Source organism: Alteromonas sp. CyTr2 (assembly GCF_947311905.1).
GTDB lineage: Bacteria > Pseudomonadota > Gammaproteobacteria > Enterobacterales > Alteromonadaceae > Alteromonas > Alteromonas macleodii.
Window position 1 is genome coordinate 1 of record NZ_CAMZMZ010000045.1, and the last position, 23684, is coordinate 23684.

At 43.8% G+C, this 23684-nt stretch carries 21 protein-coding genes and 1 tRNA gene; 15 read left to right on the plus strand and 7 right to left on the minus strand.

Translation table 11 applies throughout. The features are described from left to right. Nucleotides 1-119 precede the first annotated feature (119 nt). The gene (locus QME20_RS17505) at nucleotides 120-896 is read right to left on the minus strand and encodes a 3-hydroxyacyl-CoA dehydrogenase (protein ID WP_281716318.1); all 777 of its coding nucleotides are present in this window, start codon (nucleotides 894-896) and stop codon (nucleotides 120-122) included. A 103-nt stretch (nucleotides 897-999) separates the two neighbouring features. After that, entirely contained in the window at nucleotides 1000-1293 is a 294-nt protein-coding gene (gene yhbY, locus QME20_RS17510) for a ribosome assembly RNA-binding protein YhbY (RefSeq protein WP_281716319.1), read from the minus strand. A gap of 95 nt (nucleotides 1294-1388) precedes the next feature. Between yhbY and rlmE the strand changes: the two genes are divergently transcribed. From rlmE to QME20_RS17555, 9 genes are all read left to right on the plus strand, one after another. After that, on the plus strand, nucleotides 1389-2018 hold the full coding sequence (rlmE, locus tag QME20_RS17515; protein WP_014949364.1) for a 23S rRNA (uridine(2552)-2'-O)-methyltransferase RlmE: 630 nt from the start codon (nucleotides 1389-1391) through the stop codon (nucleotides 2016-2018). Nucleotides 2019-2119: 101 nt separating this feature from the next. Further along, nucleotides 2120-4066 (plus strand): ATP-dependent zinc metalloprotease FtsH, encoded by a 1947-nt coding sequence (ftsH, locus tag QME20_RS17520; protein WP_014949365.1) that lies wholly within the window; start codon nucleotides 2120-2122, stop codon nucleotides 4064-4066. A 339-nt stretch (nucleotides 4067-4405) separates the two neighbouring features. Further along, on the plus strand, nucleotides 4406-5230 hold the full coding sequence (gene folP / locus QME20_RS17525; protein ID WP_156086379.1) for a dihydropteroate synthase: 825 nt from the start codon (nucleotides 4406-4408) through the stop codon (nucleotides 5228-5230). 9 nt (nucleotides 5231-5239) lie between these two features. Next, nucleotides 5240-6583 carry a phosphoglucosamine mutase gene (gene glmM / locus QME20_RS17530; RefSeq protein WP_014949367.1) on the plus strand — a complete coding sequence of 448 codons (1344 nt, stop codon included), beginning with the start codon at nucleotides 5240-5242 and terminating at the stop codon, nucleotides 6581-6583. 96 nt (nucleotides 6584-6679) lie between these two features. Beyond that, a complete protein-coding gene (tpiA, locus tag QME20_RS17535) occupies nucleotides 6680-7423 on the plus strand; it encodes a triose-phosphate isomerase (RefSeq protein ID WP_039232718.1) in 744 nt (247 codons plus the stop codon). A gap of 10 nt (nucleotides 7424-7433) precedes the next feature. Beyond that, nucleotides 7434-7847, plus strand: a complete 414-nt coding sequence (secG, locus tag QME20_RS17540) for a preprotein translocase subunit SecG (protein WP_281716320.1) — start codon at nucleotides 7434-7436, stop codon at nucleotides 7845-7847. A 9-nt stretch (nucleotides 7848-7856) separates the two neighbouring features. After that, nucleotides 7857-7942, plus strand: a tRNA-Leu gene (locus tag QME20_RS17545). Nucleotides 7943-8177: 235 nt separating this feature from the next. After that, on the plus strand, nucleotides 8178-10472 hold the full coding sequence (locus QME20_RS17550; protein WP_039229424.1) for a GGDEF domain-containing protein: 2295 nt from the start codon (nucleotides 8178-8180) through the stop codon (nucleotides 10470-10472). A gap of 193 nt (nucleotides 10473-10665) precedes the next feature. Continuing rightward, nucleotides 10666-10824 carry a YqaE/Pmp3 family membrane protein gene (locus tag QME20_RS17555; protein WP_014949371.1) on the plus strand — a complete coding sequence of 53 codons (159 nt, stop codon included), beginning with the start codon at nucleotides 10666-10668 and terminating at the stop codon, nucleotides 10822-10824. A gap of 152 nt (nucleotides 10825-10976) precedes the next feature. Here the strand turns inward: QME20_RS17555 and QME20_RS17560 are convergent, their stop codons facing one another. From QME20_RS17560 to QME20_RS17570, 3 genes are all read right to left on the minus strand, one after another. After that, nucleotides 10977-11432 (minus strand): hemerythrin domain-containing protein, encoded by a 456-nt coding sequence (locus QME20_RS17560; RefSeq protein ID WP_014949372.1) that lies wholly within the window; start codon nucleotides 11430-11432, stop codon nucleotides 10977-10979. A gap of 229 nt (nucleotides 11433-11661) precedes the next feature. Then, nucleotides 11662-13017 carry an NADP-specific glutamate dehydrogenase gene (gdhA, locus tag QME20_RS17565; protein WP_281716321.1) on the minus strand — a complete coding sequence of 452 codons (1356 nt, stop codon included), beginning with the start codon at nucleotides 13015-13017 and terminating at the stop codon, nucleotides 11662-11664. Between the two features lie 7 nt (nucleotides 13018-13024). Next, nucleotides 13025-14653, minus strand: a complete 1629-nt coding sequence (locus tag QME20_RS17570) for a diacylglycerol kinase family protein (protein ID WP_281716322.1) — start codon at nucleotides 14651-14653, stop codon at nucleotides 13025-13027. Nucleotides 14654-14803: 150 nt separating this feature from the next. Here QME20_RS17570 and QME20_RS17575 point away from each other — a divergent pair, with 150 nt between their 5' ends. Both QME20_RS17575 and QME20_RS17580 read left to right on the plus strand, forming a co-directional pair. Continuing rightward, entirely contained in the window at nucleotides 14804-15334 is a 531-nt protein-coding gene (locus tag QME20_RS17575; protein ID WP_039229417.1) for a DUF2878 domain-containing protein, read from the plus strand. Between the two features lie 20 nt (nucleotides 15335-15354). After that, the gene (locus QME20_RS17580; protein ID WP_281716323.1) at nucleotides 15355-16059 is read left to right on the plus strand and encodes an SDR family NAD(P)-dependent oxidoreductase; all 705 of its coding nucleotides are present in this window, start codon (nucleotides 15355-15357) and stop codon (nucleotides 16057-16059) included. Between the two features lie 71 nt (nucleotides 16060-16130). Here the strand turns inward: QME20_RS17580 and QME20_RS17585 are convergent, their stop codons facing one another. Next, entirely contained in the window at nucleotides 16131-16961 is an 831-nt protein-coding gene (locus QME20_RS17585; RefSeq protein WP_014949377.1) for an HAD-IIB family hydrolase, read from the minus strand. 179 nt (nucleotides 16962-17140) lie between these two features. Next, on the minus strand, nucleotides 17141-17731 hold the full coding sequence (locus tag QME20_RS17590; RefSeq protein ID WP_187447563.1) for a hypothetical protein: 591 nt from the start codon (nucleotides 17729-17731) through the stop codon (nucleotides 17141-17143). A gap of 584 nt (nucleotides 17732-18315) precedes the next feature. On the opposite strand from QME20_RS17590, the gene QME20_RS17595 reads away from it, so the two are divergent. From QME20_RS17595 to QME20_RS17610, 4 genes are all read left to right on the plus strand, one after another. Further along, on the plus strand, nucleotides 18316-19362 hold the full coding sequence (locus tag QME20_RS17595; protein WP_014979230.1) for a DNA topoisomerase IB: 1047 nt from the start codon (nucleotides 18316-18318) through the stop codon (nucleotides 19360-19362). Between the two features lie 367 nt (nucleotides 19363-19729). Beyond that, a complete protein-coding gene (putP, locus tag QME20_RS17600; RefSeq protein WP_281716327.1) occupies nucleotides 19730-21244 on the plus strand; it encodes a sodium/proline symporter PutP in 1515 nt (504 codons plus the stop codon). Between the two features lie 16 nt (nucleotides 21245-21260). Then, nucleotides 21261-22370, plus strand: coding sequence for a glutamate 5-kinase (gene proB, locus QME20_RS17605; protein ID WP_049587803.1), 1110 nt, complete (start codon nucleotides 21261-21263; stop codon nucleotides 22368-22370). Further along, nucleotides 22367-23614, plus strand: coding sequence for a glutamate-5-semialdehyde dehydrogenase (locus QME20_RS17610; protein WP_187447560.1), 1248 nt, complete (start codon nucleotides 22367-22369; stop codon nucleotides 23612-23614). The genes proB and QME20_RS17610 overlap by 4 nt, the downstream gene beginning before the upstream one ends. Nucleotides 23615-23684: the final 70 nt, after the last annotated feature.

A 23684-nucleotide genomic window follows, 5' to 3' on the forward strand; every position in this document is an offset into this window, starting at 1 on the left:
ATTTTAAACGCTCTATTGTGTTTTGACATAAAAAGACCCCCAATAATTGGAATGTCCAACTAATGGGGGTCACTTCAGAAAGGCGGTTTTTTTGATTAAAGCATTAATGTACTTAATCACTACTTTGGAGGCATGCGCAGCCCGCCGTCTAAGCGGATTGTCTCACCATTTAGGTAGCTATTGTTCGCCATATGGATAACCAACTTAGCAAATTCTTCTGGTAGCCCAAGGCGCTTAGGAAACTGAACGTTAGCAGAAAGGGCGTCTTGCACTTTTTCTGGCATAGCAAGTAGCATTGGCGTGCCCATTACACCCGGCGCAATGGTGTTAACACGAATACCCAACGGGGCTAAGTCTCGAGCCATTGGAAGGGTTAAGCCGATAATACCACCTTTACTCGCGGCATAAGCGGTTTGCCCTATTTGACCTTCGTAACCAGCAACTGAAGCAGTGTTTACGATAAGACCGCGTTCGCCTTCCTCGTTAACTGGCGATTGCTTTGCCATTGTTGCTGCAACTAAGCGAGAAACATTAAAGCTTCCTACTAAGTTAATATCGATAGTTTTCTGGAAATCACTCAACGGCGCCGGATTGCCTTCTTTGTCGAGTAGTCGCTTAGCTGGGGCAATGCCTGCACAATTAACCACTAAAGAAATGGCGCCAAACCTTTCGGTTGTCGCGTCTATAGCTGCTTGGACAGAAGCTTCATCGCGTACATCGACTTTGGTGAAAAGTGTGTTGTTTTTGCCTAATTCCTCTACGCGCTTTGCTCCAAGCTCTTCATTTAAGTCGAAAAGGCTGACGTTAGCACCTGCATCTCGAAGTGCGATAGCAGTGGCGTGACCAAGTCCGGAGCAACCGCCAGTAACAATGGCAGTAAGATTATTTAGCGTCATAGATTTCCCTTAAACCCTAGTTTTTCACTATTATTAACGTGATGTTAACGGGAAGTAAGAAGAAAAACTACGGTGCCGACGGGGATCGGCACCTTATATTCAGCTATTTTGGCAACTGAATTTTACAGTCTTCGCTTTGACGGTAGATAATTAGCGTGTGGCCGATTACCTGTAGCTTAACTGAGTTTGTTTCACGAACAATGGCATCCATGATTAGCGTTTTTTCTTCGCGATCGTCTGTTGGCACCTTAACTTTAATTAATTCGTGATGGCTAAGGGCGTTGTCAATTTCGGCAACCACACCTTCTGTCAGGCCGTTCCCACCTAGCTGCACAACAGGTTTTAAAGGGTGTGCAAGGCCTTTTAGGAATTGTTTCTGTTTATTTGAAAGTTTCATGAAGTAATATTTCTTACAATTAATCTGTTAGTTTATGCTTGAAATAACGTATTCTAACGCCATCTTCTCTACAATCCTAATGACATTGTATTGGAATGACAAAAAAGAAACACTCCGCCAGCAGTAAACGCTGGCTACAAGAACACGTTAACGACCATTATGTGCAAAAAGCAAATAAGGAAGGTTGGCGCTCGCGAGCTATCTATAAACTGGAAGAAATTCAGAAAAAAGATAAGCTTATTAAACCAGGAATGACACTTGTAGACCTTGGTGCTGCACCGGGGGGCTGGTCACAGCTAGCCGCACAGCTCGTTGGCGACAATGGTCAAGTTATCGCGTGCGATATTTTGCCCATGGACCCAATCGTGGGCGTAGACTTTTTACAAGGTGATTTCAGAGAGGACGCTGTTCTCGACGCACTATTGAACAGAATCGGTGGGAACACCGTAGATATTGTGTTGTCTGATATGGCACCGAACCTTGCAGGTAACGCGTCGGTTGACCAGTCTCGCTCTATGTATCTTTGCGAACTAGCGCTTGATATGTGTCACCAAGTGTTAAAACCGGGCGGTTCATTTGTCATAAAGGTGTTCCAAGGTGAGGGGTTTGTTGAGTTCATGAACGCACTTAAACAATCTTTCACAACCATAAAGACGCGTAAGCCTGACTCGTCCAGATCACGTTCGCGAGAGGTGTATTTGGTGGCTTGTGGGTATAAAGTGTAGTACGCTTTGAGATAAGCGGTTTTCGTTGCGAGTTGTGTCGTTTATTCAATAAACAACTTGTTGAATATACAAGCAATTCGGGTTTATAGAGGTTAGTAGCATTGAGCGATATGGCAAAAAATTTAATCTTATGGTTAGTCATCGCCGTTGTTTTAATGTCGGTTTTCCAGAGCTTTTCACCGAGTGAATCGTCTCGTTCGCAAACTGACTACACAACGTTTTTGAGAGAAGCAGAACAGGGAAATATTCGAGAAGTTCGCATCAATAATAGTGGCGAAATTCGAGGTACTAAGCGTTCAGGCGAAACTTTCCAAACATTCGTACCTTACTTCGATGACAAGTTAGTATCTGACTTGGTTAAGAACGACGTAAGAGTGTATGGTGAACCACCAGAAGAGCAGTCTCTTCTGACGTCTATTTTCATCTCATGGTTCCCCATGTTACTGCTTATTGGTGTATGGATTTTCTTCATGCGTCAAATGCAGGGTGGCGGCGGCCGTGGCGCTATGTCATTCGGTAAAAGCAAAGCTCGCTTGCTTGGTGAAGACCAAATTAAGACAACATTTGCTGACGTAGCAGGCTGTGACGAAGCGAAAGAAGATGTATCTGAATTGGTAGACTTCCTGCGCGACCCGTCTAAGTTCCAAAAGCTTGGTGGTAAAATTCCGAAGGGCGTACTTATGGTAGGTCCTCCTGGTACAGGTAAAACGTTGCTTGCAAAAGCCATTGCCGGTGAAGCGAAAGTACCATTCTTTACGATCTCTGGTTCTGATTTCGTTGAAATGTTCGTGGGTGTAGGTGCATCTCGTGTACGTGACATGTTTGAGCAAGCGAAAAAAGCGGCGCCTTGTATCATCTTCATCGATGAAATCGATGCGGTAGGCCGTCAACGTGGTGCTGGTCTAGGTGGTGGTCACGACGAACGTGAGCAAACCCTTAACCAGATGCTTGTTGAAATGGACGGCTTTGAAGGTCATGAAGGTATTATTGTTATTGCGGCAACTAACCGTCCTGACGTACTCGACCCTGCGCTTCTTCGTCCTGGTCGTTTTGACCGTCAAGTAGTGGTTGGTCTTCCTGACATCCGCGGCCGTGAACAAATTCTTAAGGTTCATATTCGCAAAGTGCCAGTGGCTGATAACGTAGAGCCGTCAGTTATTGCTCGCGGTACACCAGGTTTCTCAGGTGCTGACCTTGCTAACCTAGTAAACGAAGCTGCATTGTTTGCTGCTCGCGGCAACAAGCGCCTTGTTTCTATGGAAGAGTTTGAGAAAGCGAAAGACAAAATCATGATGGGCTCTGAGCGTAAGTCTATGGTGATGTCTGAGCCTGAAAAAGAAATGACAGCGTATCACGAAGCGGGTCACGCTATCGTAGGTCGCTTAGTGCCAGAGCACGATCCGGTATACAAAGTGTCAATCATTCCACGCGGTCGCGCGCTGGGTGTGACCATGTACTTACCAGAGCAAGACCGAGTGAGCCACTCTAAACAGCACTTAGAAAGTATGATTTCTAGCTTGTTTGGTGGCCGTATTGCTGAAGCCATTATTTATGGTGACGACAAAGTAACCACGGGTGCATCTAATGACATCGAACGCGCAACTGAAATTGCACGTAAGATGGTGACCCAATGGGGCTTGTCGAGCAAAATGGGCCCAATGCTTTACGCTGAAGACGAAGGTGAAGTGTTCCTAGGCAAGTCTATGTCTAAGGCAACAAACATGTCTGATGACACAGCACGTGCCATTGATGCGGAAATTAAGTCACTGATTGACCGCAACTACGAGCGCGCTCAAAAGATCCTTGAAGACAACATCGATATTTTACATTCAATGAAAGACGCACTGATGAAGTACGAAACCATTGATGCTAAGCAAATTGATGATTTGATGAACCGTACTGACGTTCGTCCTCCTGCTGACTGGGATGACAGCAAGCCATCGGGTGGCGACAAGCCAAGTGGTGGTGCACCGGTTCGCGAAGGTGAAATTAAAAATGACGGTGTAGACAAGCCGTCGGTAGGTAAGCCGGGCGATATTCCAAGCTAACCTTTTACTTCCATTAAAAAACGCCAGTTTAACTGGCGTTTTTTGTTAGAGCTGATTGATTTTAATCTGGGAATTTGACTTACAGTTTATGTCACTGTGTTAGCTGAATTATTTATTTCGTTACGCTCTACACTGTTCTTTACAAAGAACAATGAAAAAACACGGCGAAGAACTAACCAAAGAATTCAGCAAGCAACAAGGCAAAGAGCATGCATTTTTAAGTAGGTTTCATTGCTAAGACAGCGGGTCAAAATCAGTTTGCTTTAAAGCTTCATTTCTCAACATATTTTCTGACTAAGAAATACGGTAATTTCAAAACAAAGATAATGCAGGTAATTCATGCAGTTTGGTAAGTACTTCATAGATCTGTCACAGCCTCAGGTAATGGGCATTTTAAATGTTACTCCTGATTCATTTTCTGACGGCGGCAAGCACACAAATGTATCTCAAGCCCTTGACCATGCGCTTCGCATGATTGAAGAAGGGGCAACTTTTATTGATATAGGTGGTGAATCGACAAGGCCAGGCGCGCCCGACGTATCGCTGCAGGAAGAGCTTGATCGCACAATACCCGTTATTGAAGCCGTAGCTAAAAATACCTCATGTGTTATTTCTATTGATACCAGCAAGGCCGACGTTATGCGGGAAGCGGTGAAAGCCGGCGCGGGGCTAATCAACGATGTACGCGCTTTACAAGAGCCTGGTGCATTGCAAGTAGCAGCTGAAGCACAAGTACCTGTTTGTTTAATGCATATGCAGGGTCAACCCAGAACCATGCAGCAAAGCCCTGAGTATGATGATGTAGTGAATGATGTGGGTCAGTTTCTACTCGCGCGTACCAAAGTGTGTGAAGAAGCGGGCATCGCTAAAGACAAGATTTTGTTCGACCCTGGCTACGGTTTCGGAAAGTCACTGGAACACAATTATACGCTGGTGAAACACTTGCCATCGCTTATGAAGCTGGGTTACCCAGTGTTAGTAGGCATGTCTCGCAAGTCGATGATTGGCAATTTGCTAAATAGAAAAGTGGATGAGCGCTTGGCGGGAAGCATAAGCCTCGCTACAATTGTCGCCCAAATGGGCGCACAGATAATTCGCGTTCACGACGTGAAAGAAACAGCTGATGCTGTCAATATCGTGAAAATGCTGAATTCAGTAAAATAAGGAATAATAATGACGCAGCGCAAATATTTCGGCACCGACGGTATCCGCGGAAAGGTAGGCGAGAGCAATATCAACCCAGAGTTTGTTACAAAACTCGGGTGGGCAGCAGGTAAGGTCCTTGCCGGACGAGGGACGAACAAAGTACTTATTGGTAAAGACACGCGTATTTCTGGCTACATGCTAGAGTCGTCTTTAGAGGCTGGTTTATCGGCTGCTGGTATCAATATCGGCTTGCTAGGCCCCATGCCAACGCCAGCCATTGCTTATCTCACCAAAACATTTCGCTCAGAAGCAGGGATAGTGATTAGTGCGTCACATAATCCGTTCTATGACAACGGCATTAAATTTTTCTCAGCGCAAGGCTTTAAGCTTGATGATGATATCGAATTAGCGATTGAAGATATGCTTGAGCGTCCAATGACATGTGTGGCATCTGATAAGCTGGGTAAGGCCACGCGTATAAACGACGCTGCGGGTCGTTATATTGAGTTTTGTAAGGGGACATTCCCTTCAGAATTATCGCTGACAGATCTTAAAATTGTTGTGGACTGCGCACATGGCGCAACGTATCACATTGCCCCCAATGTATTGAGAGAGTTAGGTGCTACGGTTATCGAACTTGGTACAGCGCCTAACGGCTTAAACATTAACGACGGTGTGGGCGCAACCTCAATGGATGCGATTGTTGAAAAGGTTAAGGAGACCGGTGCTGATCTTGGCTTTGCCCTAGACGGCGATGGCGATCGCATTATGATGGTAGACCACCTTGGTAATGTGCTTGATGGTGACCAGATTGTTTACATCATTGCCCGCGACGCGCTTAAGAACGGCAAAATGCAGGGTGGTGTCGTTGGCACGTTGATGAGCAATTTAGGCCTTGAAAATGCGTTGTCAAAGCTTGGTGTTCCTTTCGCAAGAAGTAATGTTGGCGACCGTTATGTGATGGAGTTGCTACAGCAAAAAGGCTGGTCTATTGGTGGTGAAAACTCGGGTCATGTTCTCAATCTTAATATGAGCTCTACGGGTGACGGTATTGTAGCTGGGCTTCAAGTGCTTGCCGCAATGCTTCGTTCGCACATGGACTTACACGACTTAGCAAGTGGGTTTGAAATGTACCCGCAAACGCTAGTTAACGTGAGGTACGCTAACCAAGAAGTGGATTATTTAGCACACAGCAATGTACAAAATGCTAAGAAAGAGGCTGAGTCTGCGTTAGGTAAAACGGGCAGGGTACTTCTACGTAAAAGTGGTACTGAGCCGTTAATTCGTGTGATGGTTGAGTCGAATGACGAAAGCCAATCTCACAAATGGGCAGAGCATATTGCTGAAACTGTTCGTAATCTCGCCAATTAGTTGGCGTAGCAGGAAATTTTGCTTTTTGTGCTTGTATCTTCTCAATTAAATAGTTAATATCACGCCCGCTTTGAAGACAGGGCTAAGGTCTGCGTTGTGAGTAAAAATCTTAGAAAGCCATTCGTGGCTGGCAACTGGAAAATGAACGGAAATTTGGCATTAGTTGCTGAATTTAATCAAAAACTGGCGAATGTAAAAGCTGATTCGGAAATCGTAATTTGCGCTCCTTCACTTCTTTTACACGCATTTGAAACCCATTCGTTTGCCATTGGTGCTCAAAACGTAAGTCATCTTAATAACGGCGCTCACACTGGTGAGTTGTCAGTTGAAATGCTTAAAGAAGCAGGTTGCGGTTACGCAATTGTTGGGCATTCAGAAAGACGAGAAGACCAAGGCGAGTCAAGCGAACTTGTTGCATTAAAGGCAAAGCAATGTGTTTCTTCAGGTGTCGTACCCATCATTTGTGTAGGTGAGCCACTTGAAGTGAGAGAAGCAGGTGATGTTGAATCGTTTGTTGGCGAGCAACTAGATGCACTAGTTAGCGCCATGTCGATAGACGAACTCAGCAAAACTGTTATTGCATACGAGCCGATTTGGGCAATTGGTACTGGTAAAACAGCCAGCCCTGAGCAAGCACAAGAAGTACACGAATTTATTCGCGGCTACTTTAATAAAGTAGACGCACAATTGGCTCAAGGCCTTCGTATTTTGTACGGTGGTAGTGTTAAGCCAGATAATGCTGAAACCCTATTTGCACAGAAAGATGTAGATGGCGGTCTAATTGGCGGAGCCAGTTTAAAAGCTGAAGATTTTATTTCAATTTGCCAAGCGGCAAACTGACGAGGTATTTATGATTTACGAAGTGCTATTAGTAGCATACCTAATTGTAGCGCTATTACTTATTGGATTTGTATTGATCCAACAAGGTAAAGGTGCAGATATGGGCGCTTCATTTGGCTCAGGCGGTTCAAACACTGTTTTCGGTTCATCGGGTTCAGGTAACTTCATGACTCGTACGACCGCTATATTAGCAGGCTTGTTCTTCTTAATTAGCCTTTCTTTGGGTGCAATGACTGCAAACCGTGAAAGCGCAGAAGATGAGTGGAACAACCTAGAAGTTCCAGCGACAGTAGAAGAGCCAGTAGAGCTACCAGCTGATCAAGACGTACCAGTTATTGAAGATGCAGCTCAAAGTGATGTTCCTGTTGTTGAAAGCGATGTGACAGACGTACCAAAGTCTGACGACGCTGAAAGTTCAAACTAAAAAGTTTTCGCGGAAGTGGTGGAATTGGTAGACACGCCATCTTGAGGGGGTGGTGAGCATAGCTCGTGCGGGTTCAAGTCCCGCTTTCCGCACCAAATAAATGTAAAGGCCAGCGCAATGCTGGCCTTTTCTGTTTTTACACCGTGAAATTCTTGTTAAGGTGACCCTGTACGCTCACTTTTAATTGGCCTTGTTAATTGTAACAAAGCGTTAAAATCTAAAATTTACAGGATGTTATGTCTGTTCCTATTTTTATTATTCGGCTATGCTTTTCAATACTTAGTCATACTGTCTGCGACATAAACAAAACAATTTTTACGAGGCACTATAGTGCAAAAAACACTTAGTCAGAGTTTGTTCCAAACCCTATTCATAGGGATTGTGATAGCATCACTTCTGATAATTGGAGCAGTGTGGCGCTCAGCCAATACTCTCGTTGTTCAAAACATTGACCACAATATTGTTTTAGCAGAGAAAGTATTCGATAAAGTGGTTGCGGATCGTCAAGCTGTCATACGCAACGTTTCAAAAGTACTATCTCGTTCATTTGATTTCAGGCGTGCGGTTGGCACAGAGAATATACCCTCTATTGAAGCGGCGTTTACCAGTTACGCGCAGCGACTAAACACCGATATCATCGCTCTGGTAAGTCTAGACCATCAAGTAGTTGTAACGCGTACAGACCTATTCGAAGTCGGTCAAAATGTGGAAAGTAGCCTAGCATTGGTTGCTAAAGGGAAAGACAGCGGTTTCTTCGTAGTCGATAACAAATTAGTACAGTTAAATCTAATTCGCGTAGAAATACCTACCCTTAGATATTACATGCTAATAGGCGTTGAGTTTGATAGCAGATTATTAGAAGAGCTAAAAGCGCTCGTAGACGCTGAAATTATTATCTCAAGAACTGATACCAATGACGTTCTTACGACTACCTTAAAAGAAAATGATGCGCAACGGATCCTCGCGTCAGAACACGACCCCTCGTGGATAGATGTAACCTTTAAAGACGAGCTTACTTACTTTGCCCGTGAGGTGAATATCGCCTCTGATGGCAATTTGCCGGTTAAGATAACTCTAGCTGTAGATACAACGTCTTCATTTAGTGCTTTCACACGTATTCAATTGACGATTCTGGCGTTTTGCTTAGTCGCAATATTCATTGCTCTGGGTCTTTCTCTGCTGCTTGCCAGAAACGTGAGTCGACCAGTGTCTACCTTGGTAAAAGCAGTGAATAAGGTCGCGTCAGGAAGCTATGGCGCAACCCTTGACGCACCGTCGAACCTCAAAGAGATTACCGAACTTGCCAACGCAGTCGACAGCATGCAAGCAAGTATTAAAAGCCGTGAAAATCATATTCGTTATCAAGCAGAACACGACGTGCTTACCGGGCTTTTCAATCGGAACTATGTTGAAGGCTTCTTTGAGTCACAACTTCAAGAAGAAAGAGAGTTACAGGTTGTTGCCATTACCGTAATCGGATTTCGAACCATTAACGACCTCTACGGTTACTCTAACGGCGATAATACACTGAAAGCATTGGCCGAGAGGCTCCAGCGTTGGCCTGGTACATCCGCAAGATTAGCTGGCGGTGAGATTTTATATATTACGCAAGATTCACTTAATGATGACCAGCTCGAAACGCTCAAGCACATATTAGAGCAACCAGTGGAAAGTAACCTGATTGCAATTCCAGTAAAAGTCGCAATGGCGGTTATCCAGTGCCCGCAAGATGCAACAACATCAGAAGAATTATTCAGAAAAATGAATATTGTTACTGATGAAGCGATACACAGCGACAGCTGGTGCGTTCGCTACAGAACGGAATTAGAAGATAAATACAATCGTAGACTATCAATTACCACTGAACTAAAACGTGCACTGGCTAGCCAGCAAAACGAACTGTCTATGGTTTACCAGCCAAAAATAGATCTGCAGACAATGAAAGTATGCAGCATGGAAGCGCTTATTCGCTGGAATAATAGTGTTCTGGGCTTTGTTCCACCTGATGAGTTTATTACCATTGCTGAGCAAGCAGGTTTAATTGAGCAAGTTACGACTTGGGTAATGAAGCAAACCATTTCAGACTTAGCCTATTTTAGAGGCATGGGGTATGGGTTCACCGTTGCGATGAACTTATCTACTCAGGATATTCAAAATAAGGTACTTCTAGGGAAGCTAGTGTCGCTTCTAACCCAGGAAGGCTTGTCACCTGAGGCTCTGGAACTTGAAATAACAGAAAGCGATTTAGTTGCAGATGCGTCGCTTGCTATAGAGAACCTGAATGAACTAACGGCGCGGGGCTTTCATTTCGCCATCGACGACTTTGGTACAGGCTATTCGTCGTTAGCCTATTTAAAGAACTTGCCCGTAAAAACGATTAAAATTGATAAGAGTTTTATTCTGTCGCTGGCGAGTGATGAAAACGACCAGCAAATTGTTCATACCGTGCTGAGTTTGGCGAATGTGTTTAATTTAAAGGTTGTGGCTGAGGGTGTTGAAGACGTAGCGTCGCTTGAAATCTTAAAGGACTGGGGCTGTGATATCGTTCAAGGTTATTACATTAGTCGCCCACTTAGCCGTTCAGACCTTGAAGACTGGCTTCAAAATACGCCTTTCGGTGAATAGCTATTTCTTCAAATTAAATTTATTGTTTTACAGTAATCACCATGCCTTTGCCGCAGTATTTGGCGACATGGCATCGTAAATGCAAAACTAATAATGAAGCGTGTAAAACGCTCTGCGGGCCTGATTTCTTCGCCAAAGTGTGAGTATTTTGCCCACTGAGTTGTGAAATTACTTCAAAAACAAGGAATTTATTATGGACATCATTCGTATACTTTTATCGATTTTACTTCCACCGCTGGGCGTATTTTTACAAGTGGGTATCGGTGCTCACTTTTGGATTAATATCCTCTTAACTATTCTTGGCTATTTCCCAGGTGTTATTCACGCTGTTTACATCATCGCTAAAAAGTAGGTGGTGAAAAACGCTGTATTGGCGGCTATGCAATAAATCGCATAGTCGTAGTGAGTACAGCAACCAAAAACAAAAGCCAGCGTTAATAGCTGGCTTTTTACGTGATGACGTTTGTCGAATAGGACGATTTCGGCAACGTGACATATTCCATGTTAGGCGGTGAGCTTTTCGTCGTCTAACTCTTGCTTCATCTCTTTTTGATATTCATCTGCAAGTTTTGTTTTTTGGCGGTCATTAAGCACATTGCCTGCAACTTGGAAGAATTCCTGTTCTTCGTCGGCAAGGTGATGTTCCACCTTTTCCTGAAGTGTTTTCAAATGACGCAACCAAGCTGGTGAACTCATATCCGTATCATCGAGCTTTGCGAGTAGCTCATCAATTTCGTGATGCTCTGCAATGCCGTGACGTGTTAAATCTACAGTGGCATCTTTCTCCAGAAGATGAGAATAGAAATGGCGCTCTTCAGCGATGGCATGACTTTCAAGCTGTGTCTTAAGCTCTTGATAATATTCACGGCGCGCAGCAGTGTTTCCGCTTGTTTCAGCTAGAATTTTAAGCAGTAAACGTTGCTTTTCATGGTCTTGACGCAAAGCTTCAAAAATTTTCATGGGTAGTTCCTTATAAATACCTAAAAAATGAATCACACCCGTGGTAATGCTATTTTTATTCCATTAGTGAGATATCTGTTACGCGCTGATTTTTAAAAGAAATTTCAAATGAAGTGACACAGAGTCATTGAATTGGGGAAGGGGACAACGCAAATTTTACAAGTCAGTTTCCGATAAATTCACGGCAGTAAGTCCGTGAATTTACCGAAAGAGGGAGATGGGATATGCGCTACACGCCTTGTGCGACCATAGCGTCAGCGAGTCTACGAAATGCTGCTACATTGGCGCCTTTCATATAATCAACGTAGCTGCTTCCAGCATCGCCTTCAGATTTACCCTCATCAACACAGCGCTGATGAATGCTTTCCATAATTGAATAGAGCTGTTCATCGAGTGCGCTTGCGTTACGTTGATTGAACATGGCGTTCTGGCTCATTTCTAAGCCTGATAGCGCAACGCCGCCAGCGTTAGATGCTTTGCCTGGTACGTATGCAATTTGGGCGTCTAAAAACAAAGCCTGCGCTTCATTTGTGCACGGCATATTCGCACCTTCTAGTACCATTTGACAGCCGTTATCTAGCAGTGATTTTGCATCTTCTTCAAGTAGTTCGTTTTGCGTAGCGCAAGGCAGTGCTATGTCGCATTTTAAATGCCAAGGCTTTCTATCAGCTATCCACTTGCCCATGTTTTCATCTGCCATGTCAGCAAGAATATTGTTGCGGTTTGCATGGTTGTCAATTGCCCATTTAAGCGCGGTATCAGTTAACCCATTCTCATTATGTAAAAGTCCTCGGCTATTAGACAGCGAAATAACTTTTCCGCCTTTCTCTACCGCTTTAAGTGCAGCATGCAACGCTACGTTTCCGGCTCCAGACACTGCAATGGTTTTGCCTTCAATTGGAGTACCTTGATGTCGACATACCGCTTCTAAAAAGTAAATTAAGCCAAAGCCTGTAGCTTCAGTACGTACATAGCTACCACCAAATTCTAAGCCTTTACCTGTTAATACGCCTTCGAACTTATTGTTTAGTCTGCGATACTCGCCATAAAGGTATCCTATTTCTCTTGCGCCAACGTTTATGTCACCTGCAGGTACATCGGTGTTCGCGCCAATATGTCGCTGTAATTCACGCATGAAGGCTTGGCAAAACAACATAATGTCGCGATCAGTACGCCCTTTGGGGTTAAAGTCTGACCCGCCTTTACCTCCACCCATGGGTAAGCCGGTCAGGGCATTCTTGAAACACTGTTCGAAAGCTAGAAACTTAAGCACCGATAAGTTGACGGTAGGATGAAAGCGCAAGCCACCTTTGTAAGGACCCATGGCTGAATTGTGCTGTACACGCCAACCTTGATTGACTTCAATATTGCCATCACTGTTCATCCACGACACGGTAAAATAAATAATGCGTTCAGGCATGCAAATGCGTCTTATAATATCGAACGCTTTGTAGTCTTTGTTTGCATTGTAAATAGGAACAATATCTTCTAATACTTCGTGTACCGCCTGTAGATATTCCGTTTCGTTAGCAAACTTTTCATTAAGAAAGGTATAGATTTCTTCAAAGTTACTTTTCTGAGTCATGTACTGCTTAATCCTTTTCTTCAAAATTGGTGAGAACGTTAAGGCTTCGAGGGCATGTTTTTATCTCAAGCTTTTCGCCTTCGTAGATCTCGCCGTCGACAGCATACGCCGTGGGCTTATCAAATGTTAACGTTATGCTTGATGCGCGTTCGTGCCGTATTGATTCAGATTGCTTCTTTGCTTCAGCTGGACTTAGCACTAGCTCTGCTAACGATGCGAATTGTTTATCAGAGCTAGGCTGAGGTAATAGCCAGGTCAAATCAAGCTTCCCATCGGTGATGTCAGGCGGTTCGGCGCCCTGAGCAAGTGCTGTGGTCATTGGGGCTGCGTTTGCAATAACAAAGCTCGGCGTTTCTAAGGTTTCAGCTGGCTGGTTGTCTTTTGCTACTTTAAACGTCATGTTTTCGTTATTTGAAATCGCGTTCCATAGCCCTTTTAGGTAGGCAAACTGGCCGCCTACATTCTTTTCTTCGCGATCAGCGGCTGAAATCATTTTTTCCTCGAAGCCAACTGCTGCCACCAAAAGCATAACGTGGTCGTTACAGGTCGCGGTATCTATGGCTAAGGTGTTGCCCTCTATAATGATGTCGCATGCTGTACTAATAGGCATGACTTTACTAATGTAGCCATGCAACACTTGGCTTAGTGCGTTTGCTGTACCAAAGGGGATAATCCCCATGGTAACGTCGGTGTTGACCAAAGCCGAGGCGACTTCAGTTAACGTTCCATCGCCGCCGCATGCGACAATAATGTGGGCGCCGTCTTGTTTTGCCTTTTCTGCTAGTGCCTTACCGTCTACTTCAGGTGTGGTTTCTTTCACGGTCACTTTGAATTTTTCATTTAATCGAGAAAGAACGTCATCTCGGTATTGCTCCCATTTACCGCCCCCAGCAACTGGGTTAACGATAAGGGTTAGATTCTTTTGTAGTGAAAGTAGGCCACCATCTCTGATCTGCTGCAGCGATGCTAATTGACGTTTGTTGAGCCTTGCTGTTTGGCGTATCTGGTTAATTTCACGTAATGCATCATCTACACTCAACGTAGGGTTTTTGGCCAGTAAATAGGCTGCAACCACCAGAACAGAGCGACCTCGTCCAAGCGCACAATGCACAACAACATTTTTCTTTTCAGAAATTTGCTGATTCAACCAATTTATCGCTAAAACAAGTTGTTCAGGAGTGGGGCTGGTATGGTCGAGTACCGGTACGTTTAAATAGCGGTAATCTTCTTGATATGCCGTCCAATCCAGTCCGTCAAATTCAGCGGTTACGTCAAGAATGGCATCAATGTTGTTTTCGTTTAAAAGGCTAACGTGTTTTCCCGACATGCGGCACGCAAGGAATAAGTGCGGCTCAATTTTTTGTAGGGGAGGGACTTTATCCGTTCTGCGTGCGTATTCATTGTAAAGCCAAGAGCCCAGTAAAAAAGGTACAAAAATCCAGCGTATGTAGAATGGTATCGAGCCATCCTCACGTTTGCGAAACAGGCTTGGATAGTTGAGCAAATAGGCGCTGCTTACGGCAATAAGGGAAAATGCAATCCAACCAAATACCACTTTTAATAATATCACTGGCACGGTCAGCGTTAGTGCTAACGCCACTAATGCACCAAGTACGTAATACTTCACCATTTTCACGATTAACACATCCTTTGTAATTGGAAAGAGCAAACAGTCTATGCATCTATACTTACACTTGAGCGTTTTCGTTTACTTTTGTCGCAATAGGGTTGAACTATCACGTACCGGTAAACGTATGCTTTGGTATTGAAAATATGAGCGTTTCAAATGAAGAATAGTGCGGTACTAAAGGTTGCGAACTTTGTATGGTTCCAAGGAATTTGGTGGCTGGTCATCTTGTTCCAGAATAAAGCAGTAATTCCAGTGTTAGGGTTAATCCTTTTGTGGATAGCCATTTCGCCCAAGCGAGTGGAAGATATAAAGCTAATGGGCACGGTATTTTTACTGGGCACGGTGGTTGATGCGCTTTTAACCCTAAGCGGGCTGTTCATTTTTAACGAGACTGAAACGCTGGTCAGCTTCTGGCCAATTCCAATTTGGCTAAGTCTTCTATGGGCTGCCTTTGCAGGTACGGTCTATCACAGTTTAACCGCCTTTAATGGCCGAATGGCCGTTGCGGCGGTTGCTGGAGCTATCTTCGCGCCGCTCAGTTATATCGCCGGCGCCAAATTCGGCGCGGTTGAATTGGGCGCAAGCGTTGTGCTTTCTTATATTTTTATCGCTCTAGTGTGGAGTGTAATCTTCCCGCTGTGTTTTTATTTATCCAATCGTTTTGAGGCAAAACAAGCCCAAGCGTAAATGCAAGGAGTGTATTGGCAATGACGAAAAACGTATTAGTTACAGGTGGAAACAGAGGTATAGGTCTAGAAATAGTAAAAGGAATGCTGTCTAAAGGCTACAAAGTGCTAATGGGGTGTCGAGACGAAGAGGCCGGCCTTGAAGCCAAGAAAGATATTGTGGGAGGGGATTTGCATATTATTGAGATGCCTCTTGATAACGAAACAGCCATCGTCGATGTGTTTGTTCGAGCTGAGGCCGTGTATGGCCCTGTTGATATCCTCATAAACAATGCAGGTATCTTAGACGACACGCCATGGAAAGATGTAAATTCTGAGACGTTGGCTAAATCGATGCAAATTAATGTGAACGCCCCGCTTACACTTATCCAGCAAACGTTACCGCAAATGATTGAGCGAGGTTTTGGACGTATTATCAATGTAAGCTCTAGTTACGGTAGCTTCGCCGAGGGGCTGAAAGGGCCAATGTGCTATGCGATAACAAAGGCTGCTATTAATGCGCTTACGGTTAAGATGGCAGCGGTAGTTGATGAAGCTGCTGACGGTAAGTCTCTTGATGTAACCGTTAATAGCATGACCCCGGGTTGGGTGCATACCAGAATGGGTGGAAGTGATGCGCCCAAAACGCCCGAGGAGGGAGCAGATACGGCTATTTGGTTAGCAACCATGGAAGAGGGCGGCCCCCATGGCCAATTCTTAAAAGATAGAGAGCCTATAGAGTGGTAGCCTTAATTAACTAGCCTAATTCATATAGTTTGAAGGCTACCATTTTCACGATGCTTTTTAATCAGCATCTTCTAAAGTGAGAATCGCTCTCGTAGAAAGCGGGCGATTCCATCTTCATCGTGATGCCCAATGACGGAAGTGGCGGCGTCTTTGATATAAGGTTTAGCGTTAGAAGGTGCATAAGCCTCGTCTGCTAGCTTAAACATACTTAAATCATTATCACTGTCGCCAAACACAATAACGTTGCTTGCATTCAACTGTTGGCGCAAAAGCTCTACCGCACTGCCTTTATTCGCAAGATTGTGGTGTACATCCATCCAACGGTACTCATCTCCTTCGATAGCTGGCCCAGAGTACGCTATCAGTCCTTCGTGCATGTTAAGCTGCTTGTACATATCATACACCAGCGGTGCATCTCCAATCATACTGATGTTTGTAATATGTGCATTAGCAGGTAGTGACTCAATAGACGCTAGTCGCGCTTTAGTGCGCGAAAAATACTTTTCAATTAAATCGTGTTCCACCTGATGCTTAGGCGACGAATGGTAAATCACGTGCTCGTGATCTGGGCTATCCATATTCACTGTGTTAATGAAAGGTGTGATATTGTTGTTTACGGCGTGCTCGATAATAAGATTAACTTCGCTGGGCGCGAGCAAATTTTCGAGTGTTAGCGCGTTTCCGGCAGGATCCCAAATTGCCACCCCATTATTATAAATGTGAGGGAGTACAAAAGACTGACCTTGTAGCACAAATTGCGCTGAATGCATGGTACGACCCGTCGCTACGGTGAATGCAATGTCTCTCTCACCAAGCAAGCCCAACGTCTCTTTAGTAAACGAGGAGATTTCAGAAGACTTATTTAATAAAGTGCCATCTAAATCAAAAAATATTAAATCCATACAATTGGTGCCTAATCTCTCTTTCAGAATAACGCCGACCAAACGACGAAGGGCAATAAACGTGGAGTTCGTTATATTGCCCTTCGAAAATATTGGAACAGCTAGATTGATAACTCCGCTATGATTACTGTATCACATTCTGCTTTGAAGCAGCGTTCCATATTATGTCACTAGTCTTGCTACCGAATAGATTCGACCACTTTGTCGGTGTGCTGCTTCAGTAATTGCGAGACTTTAGAAGCAGACTGTGACTTTTTAAGGTTAATTACCAGCGCAACTTTACCATATCTAACCGCATGTCTTACGGTTTGTATAACCTCATTTCTGTCTGGACGTAAACCGATTAAACCCGCTATGAATAACCCAATGAATATGCCTGGGCTAATTAGCGCTATGTAGGTAAATAAGGGATTTTGTTGAGTAAGCGCTGGGCCAAACTGCGTTAACAAAAATGCCGCCACTAAACCTACAATCAGACCGATTGAACCAAGCAACAGGTGGGACGACCACATGCTTTTGCCAATGGCAGCGCTGTTACGTTCAAGTTTTTCACTCATTTTAGGGTCGCCAGCTTCGATAATTTCTACTTGAGATACCTCAACAGATGTTTGGTCTTGAACTATCTCAAGTACTTCCTGCACTTTAAGTTTTGACGGAAATACAGCCGCGACTTGCAAATCACCGGTTGATACAACATGGGCTCTCAAATTCTCATGTTCATTACTGTTTTCGCTTTTTGACTCTACGTTTTTCGAACTTTGAACATTCATCTTTAAATCCTCAACTTCTTACTTGGACTCTCTCAATTAATCCACTTCACTTGCACTTCAAAGGGTATTGCTGTTCGGCTTCACCCAAGTGCATAGGTAACTCGACAACTATTGTTCATACTTATTCAAGTTGCATTCCGACGAAGAAAAGTAGCGGTTTATACTTTAGTAGAAAAAAGAGAAGGTTCGTTTTTATATTATTGTTTTTAATGGTTATTTTCGGAAGGTTAAATATGATTTATTAAGCTGGAAGGCGAAATAAAGAAGGATTTCGAAGCGATATGCTGAGTTTTAGCAAGCGTCGCTGCCGGACCAAACAACCGGTACTGTGATAATTTTACACATAGCGTGAAAATTCGTTATGGCCTTTAAAATCACTGTCTTGCCGTGGAAGCGTCGGCTTGCGGCAAGGTTACTTGCGTGTAGTGATCATTTCTGTACGTTCTTCTGTAGATTCTATTTATAAATTGAGATTTGGTACCGTTGTTTGCAATCTGACTAAGAAAGCACAGCGAGCATCTGCGGCCGTAGCAGCACCTTAACAGTCGGTCTTACTTAGCTGGTAAGGAAAGGAGTATCTATAAATGAAACGGATTAAAGGCTATTGCAACGTCTACTCTGATGATAGCCATCTATCAATAAGGCGCATCGCTTGCGGTGATAAACGGTTTTACTATCGCTATGCAAGTGGAAAGAAAGTCACAGGAGAGCGCGTGCTAAAGCGTATCAAAAAGCTTGTCATTCCTCCAAATTGGCGCGACACCTTTATAAGCCGTGATAGTAAAGCCAGCGTTCAAGCTGTCGGCTATGACGAAAAAGGACGTAAACAATATATCTATCACAACAAATGGCACGAGCAGCAGCAAGTAGAAAAATTTGAGCGTTTGGTTGCCTTTGGTAATGCACTTCCTGAGTTCCGTGAGCACTGTCTTTCATTAATTTCACAGCCAACATGGACGCAAGAAAGAGCTTGCGCGCTGGTGTGCCTGTTGCTCGATTACACAGGTGCTAGAGTTGGCAACGCTCAATATAGCAAGGAAAATAACACATATGGGTTAACTACATTGCGGCGCAAGCATGTACAAGCGCAGTGTGACGATAGTGTTGAACTTGCTTACATTGGTAAGCACGGCAAACCAAGAACACTAAAAGTAAACGACCCTGAGCTTGCTTCATTAGTTTGTGACTGTGCGCAACAACAAGGTTACTGTTTATTTCGTTATCAAGATGAGAATAAACAATGGCACGACGTAACGAGCGAAGACGTTAATGCGTTCATCCACAAAGAACTAAGTGAACAGTTCAGTTGTAAAGACTTTCGAACGTGGGCATCAAGTCGATTTGCACTAACAAACCTGCCCAGTGTGTATGAACAGATAGCAAACTCCAGAACCAAGAAATGGGAGAGTACGTTAAGTAAGTGTGTTGCAGCAGAGCTAGGCAATACTCCCACCGTTTGCAGGAAATATTATATTCATCCGAAACTATTTACTGTGAAAAATGACGAAAAGGCGTGTGAGAAGCTAATTAATCGGGTTCGCTCGCTACATAGTGAAGATTGTACGCAACTTACCCATTTACTGCCTGTAGAAAAGCTTCTTTTGGATGTTATTTCGTCTGAGTGCGCGTAACAAAGTATTTTTAATGAAAATGTTTTAGCTGATAGTAAAGTTGCTGTTTTTTGCGACTTTTCAGCTAAAGTTAAATTGTTTCATAAATGACTTAGTGTTTTTAAGTTAATGAATACTAATGGTAATTTTTGATTTTATTAGTGTAATATGCTGTGAAACATGGTTGGTGCTAATTTAAACATAAGTGCCTGTTAAACGATGTTGTTTAAAAATTGCACTTGAAATTTTCTGACAGATCCTTATATTGTTAGAGCTCTAATGATTATTGTTCGATTTAAATATTTGCTTTTGAATTTGAATTAGCAAAGGTTAAATGGCGTTTTCATTTACGAGTTTTCGAAGAGCAATAGAGGAAATAACGAACGTTATGCCAATGGAAAGTTACCTATCACTAGCGGTGTATTTTATAGCGATGTTAGGGATAGGGTTGTTTGCTTACCGACAATCTACCAGTGATATTTCTGGTTATATTTTGGGAGGGCGACAAGTTAGCCCTCAAGTAACCGCACTGTCTGCGGGTGCGTCTGACATGTCTGGTTGGATGCTAATGGGCTTACCAGGTGCAATGTACTTAACCGGTTTCGATGCGGTTTATATTGCAATAGGGTTGGTTGCAGGTGCGTTGGCCAATTATTTACTAGTAGCACCAAAACTTCGCGTTTATACCGAAGTTGCCAACGACTCGCTGACTGTGCCTGAGTTTTTTGCCAAGCGTTTTAATACGCCTAACTCAAGCTTACGCATTGTTTCAGCAGTGATTATCGTACTGTTTTTCACGCTATACACCTCTGCCGGGTTAGTTGCAGGTGGTAAGTTGTTTGAAAGCGCGTTTTCAGTCGATTATCAGTTAGGCTTATTTATCACGCTGGGTGTAGTGGTGTCTTATACACTACTTGGTGGTTTCTTGGCAGTAAGCCTTACGGACTTTGTACAAGGGTGCATTATGTTCGTGGCGCTGGTACTGGTTCCAATTGTCGCGTTTACCGAGTTCGATAGCGTGTCGCAAATGACAAGCGCCGCTTATCAATCTGTACCCAATTTTTCTGAATCGTTAGAAACGCTAACGATTGTAGGGTTGCTATCGAGTTTAGGTTGGGGCTTAGGTTACTTTGGACAGCCGCACATTATTGTTCGCTTTATGGCAATTCGTTCTGTTAATGCCATTGGAACAGCGCGAAATATTGGCATGTCGTGGATGTTAGTGACCATCATTGGTGCACTGGCAACAGGATTCGTAGGCATTGCTTATGCCAATCAGTTTGGTCTTGCTGTCGACGACCCTGAGACGATATTTATTATTTTCTCACAATTACTGTTCCACCCACTTATTAGTGGATTTTTAATGGCCGCTATTTTAGCCGCTATTATGAGTACAATTTCGTCGCAACTGCTGGTTAGCGCAAGTTCGTTAACCGAAGACATTTACCGCGTAATGGTAAATAAAAAGTCTTCAAGCAAGGCGCTGAGTGAAAAGCAAACGGTAACAATTGGCCGTTATGGTGTAGCAGGTGTAGCCGTGGTTGCACTGTTATTAGCCATGGATGCGTCGAACACAATTTTATCTTTAGTAAGTAATGCTTGGGCTGGTTTTGGTGCAGCATTTGGTCCGTTAGTACTGTTTTGTCTGTATAAAAAGGATTTAACAGCGAAAGCGGCAATGGCGGGCATGATCAGCGGTGCGGTAACCGTACTATTCTGGATTTATGCGCCCGTTTTAGCTGACGGTAAAACGTTAAGCAGCGTTATTTATGAAATTATTCCAGGGTTTGCGGTAAGTACGTTAACGCTCTATGTGGTAAGTCACTTTAGCGAAAACCCATCGTCAAACGTACAAGCAACATTCGCGCAAGCCAGTGAAGAATTAGCAAATCAACAATCTTAAGGTTAAAAAGTTTATTATGAGTCATCCAAATTGGAAACGCGTAGTCATCAAAGTGGGTAGTGCATTGATATCGCCCAACCAACAAGGTTGTAGCAGTCATTACCTTTTGAGCATTGCGCAATTTATCGTGCGGTGCAGAGCCAACGGTACACAAGTTGTACTCGTGTCTTCTGGTTCTGTCGCAGCAGGCGCGCACCTGTTTCCAGAGCAAGAAAAGTCAGATATTGCAGTTAAAAAAGCAATGGCAGCAGCGGGTCAAACCGAAATGATTGCAACGTGGGACAGACTGTTTGATTTTCCGTCTGCTCAGATGCTGTTAACGCATGCTGATTTGCGAGACAGAGAGCGTTACGTAAGTATCCGTGAAACGATATTCAGTTTATTGGACAACAATATCCTGCCTATCGTTAATGAAAACGACACCGTTACCACTGACAAATTGAAAGTAGGTGATAACGATAATTTATCGGCCATGGTGGCGTCGGCAGCTGAAGCAGATGCACTTATCATCTGTTCAGACATTGATGGGTTGTACGATAAAAACCCGCATGAACACGACGACGCACAATTGCTTAAATCAGTTAATACCATTGATCAAAGCATTTATGACATGGCTGGCGGTGCGGTAAAAGGCGGTGTAGGCACCGGTGGTATGCGCACTAAAATTGAAGCGGCCGAAAAAGCCGTTTCGCATGGTATAGATACATATATTATTAACGGCTTTACTGAACTGTCGTTTAATATGCTGCTAGCAGGTGAAAACCCAGGCACGCATTTCAAACCTCACGCCACGCCAATGCAAGAGAATGTGCATTGGATGCGCCATACGTCAAACGCGCAGGGTGAGGTGATAGTAGAAGGGGACTTTGACGCCTCTTTAGCTGGCGACGCAGAGCAACTGACAAGTAGTGAAATTATTGACGTGAAAGGTGAGTTCTCGGTAGGCGACACCATTCTAGTACGTAAAGAAGACGGTACTAAACTGGTAAAAGCCAAGTCGAATTACAGTAGCTGTTTATTGAATTTCATTGCGAATCAGGAAAACGAAGAATTCGCCCATGAGTTTGAGGAAAAGACTGGGCCAATTATTTCTGATCAGCACATAGCAAATCTGGAGAAAGAATGAGCATTATTACAGAGTTAGCACAACAGGCAAAAAAAGCTGCACGTACACTGGCTATTTTAAGCGAAAGCCAGAAAAACGCGGTGTTAACTGATATGGCCGCGGCAATTCGTGCAAATAAAGGCAAAATTATCGAAGTAAACGAAAAGGAAGTCGCGCGCGCCAAAGAGAATAACTTAGACGCAGCGATGGTTGACCGCTTAATCCTAAACGACGAGCGTATTGAAGCCATGGCTGAAGGCATCGAAGTTATTGTTGAACTTGATGATCCTGTGGGTAAAGAGCGCGTTATCGGTACACGTCCAAACGGTATTGAGATTAAGAAAATGCGCATACCGCTGGGTGTTGTGTGCATGATATATGAAGCACGACCTAATGTTACTGCCGACGCAGGCGCGCTGTGCTTTAAATCGGGTAACGCAGTAATATTACGTGGTGGTAAAGAGGCACTAGATACGAGTTTAGCCATTGCTGAACTTATGCAAGACGTGCTGGAGAAGCACAATTTACCAAAAGCGCTGGTAACGGTAGTTCCGAATCCAGATCGTGCATTAATGCAAGAGTTAATGGAGCAGCGTGATTATATCGACGTAATTATTCCTCGTGGTGGTGAAGGTCTAATCAACTACGTGACTGACAACGCTAAAGTGCCGGTAATCCAGCACTTTAAAGGTGTGTGTCACCTTTACGTAGACAAAGATGCCAATTTAGATAAAGCCATGGCGCTACTTCTAAATGGTAAAACACAGCGTACTGGCGTGTGTAATGCCTTAGAAGGATTGGTTGTACACCAAGCCGTTGCGGGTGATTTTCTGCCTAAAGTAGCCGACGCATTCAAAGAAAAGGGTGTTAAGGTTCACGTAAACGAAAAAGGCAGCCAATACTTTGATGGTGCTGACGTTATTTCTGAAGACGCGTACGGTGAAGAGTATCTTGGTCTGGAAATCGCTATCCGTGTAGTTGACGATTTCGAAGCAGCGGTTGACCACATTGCGCAATTTGGTAGTAACCACACGGAAGTAATTTGTACGGAAGATGCTGAAAAAGGCAAGTTATTCCAACGTGCAGTTGATGCAAGTGTAGTAATGGTTAATGCGTCTTCACGTTTTTCTGACGGTAGCCAGCTTGGCTTAGGTGCAGAAATTGGTATTGCAACCACTAAGCTACATGCTTATGGCCCAATGGGCTTGGAGTCGTTGACTTCAGAGAAATATTTAGTGAATGGCGAAGGTCAAATTCGCGACTAATAAAAAGATGTTTTAACTGGTCGGCATTGTGCCACGAGTTTACATGCTTCATAATTAAAAGCGCTGACAT

Excerpts from the sequence above, each read along its gene's own strand:
- QME20_RS17505 (WP_281716318.1), bottom strand. The coding sequence starts at position 896 with ATGACGCTAAATAATCTTACTGCCATTGTTACTGGCGGTTGCTCCGGA.
- yhbY (WP_281716319.1), bottom strand. The coding sequence starts at position 1,293 with ATGAAACTTTCAAATAAACAGAAACAATTCCTAAAAGGCCTTGCACAC.
- rlmE (WP_014949364.1), top strand. The coding sequence starts at position 1,389 with ATGACAAAAAAGAAACACTCCGCCAGCAGTAAACGCTGGCTACAAGAA.
- folP (WP_156086379.1), top strand. The coding sequence starts at position 4,406 with ATGCAGTTTGGTAAGTACTTCATAGATCTGTCACAGCCTCAGGTAATG.
- glmM (WP_014949367.1), top strand. The coding sequence starts at position 5,240 with ATGACGCAGCGCAAATATTTCGGCACCGACGGTATCCGCGGAAAGGTA.
- secG (WP_281716320.1), top strand. The coding sequence starts at position 7,434 with ATGATTTACGAAGTGCTATTAGTAGCATACCTAATTGTAGCGCTATTA.
- QME20_RS17555 (WP_014949371.1), top strand. The coding sequence starts at position 10,666 with ATGGACATCATTCGTATACTTTTATCGATTTTACTTCCACCGCTGGGC.
- QME20_RS17560 (WP_014949372.1), bottom strand. The coding sequence starts at position 11,432 with ATGAAAATTTTTGAAGCTTTGCGTCAAGACCATGAAAAGCAACGTTTA.
- gdhA (WP_281716321.1), bottom strand. The coding sequence starts at position 13,017 with ATGACTCAGAAAAGTAACTTTGAAGAAATCTATACCTTTCTTAATGAA.
- QME20_RS17575 (WP_039229417.1), top strand. The coding sequence starts at position 14,804 with ATGAAGAATAGTGCGGTACTAAAGGTTGCGAACTTTGTATGGTTCCAA.
- QME20_RS17580 (WP_281716323.1), top strand. The coding sequence starts at position 15,355 with ATGACGAAAAACGTATTAGTTACAGGTGGAAACAGAGGTATAGGTCTA.
- QME20_RS17585 (WP_014949377.1), bottom strand. The coding sequence starts at position 16,961 with ATGGATTTAATATTTTTTGATTTAGATGGCACTTTATTAAATAAGTCT.
- QME20_RS17590 (WP_187447563.1), bottom strand. The coding sequence starts at position 17,731 with ATGAATGTTCAAAGTTCGAAAAACGTAGAGTCAAAAAGCGAAAACAGT.
- QME20_RS17595 (WP_014979230.1), top strand. The coding sequence starts at position 18,316 with ATGAAACGGATTAAAGGCTATTGCAACGTCTACTCTGATGATAGCCAT.
- putP (WP_281716327.1), top strand. The coding sequence starts at position 19,730 with ATGCCAATGGAAAGTTACCTATCACTAGCGGTGTATTTTATAGCGATG.
- proB (WP_049587803.1), top strand. The coding sequence starts at position 21,261 with ATGAGTCATCCAAATTGGAAACGCGTAGTCATCAAAGTGGGTAGTGCA.
- QME20_RS17610 (WP_187447560.1), top strand. The coding sequence starts at position 22,367 with ATGAGCATTATTACAGAGTTAGCACAACAGGCAAAAAAAGCTGCACGT.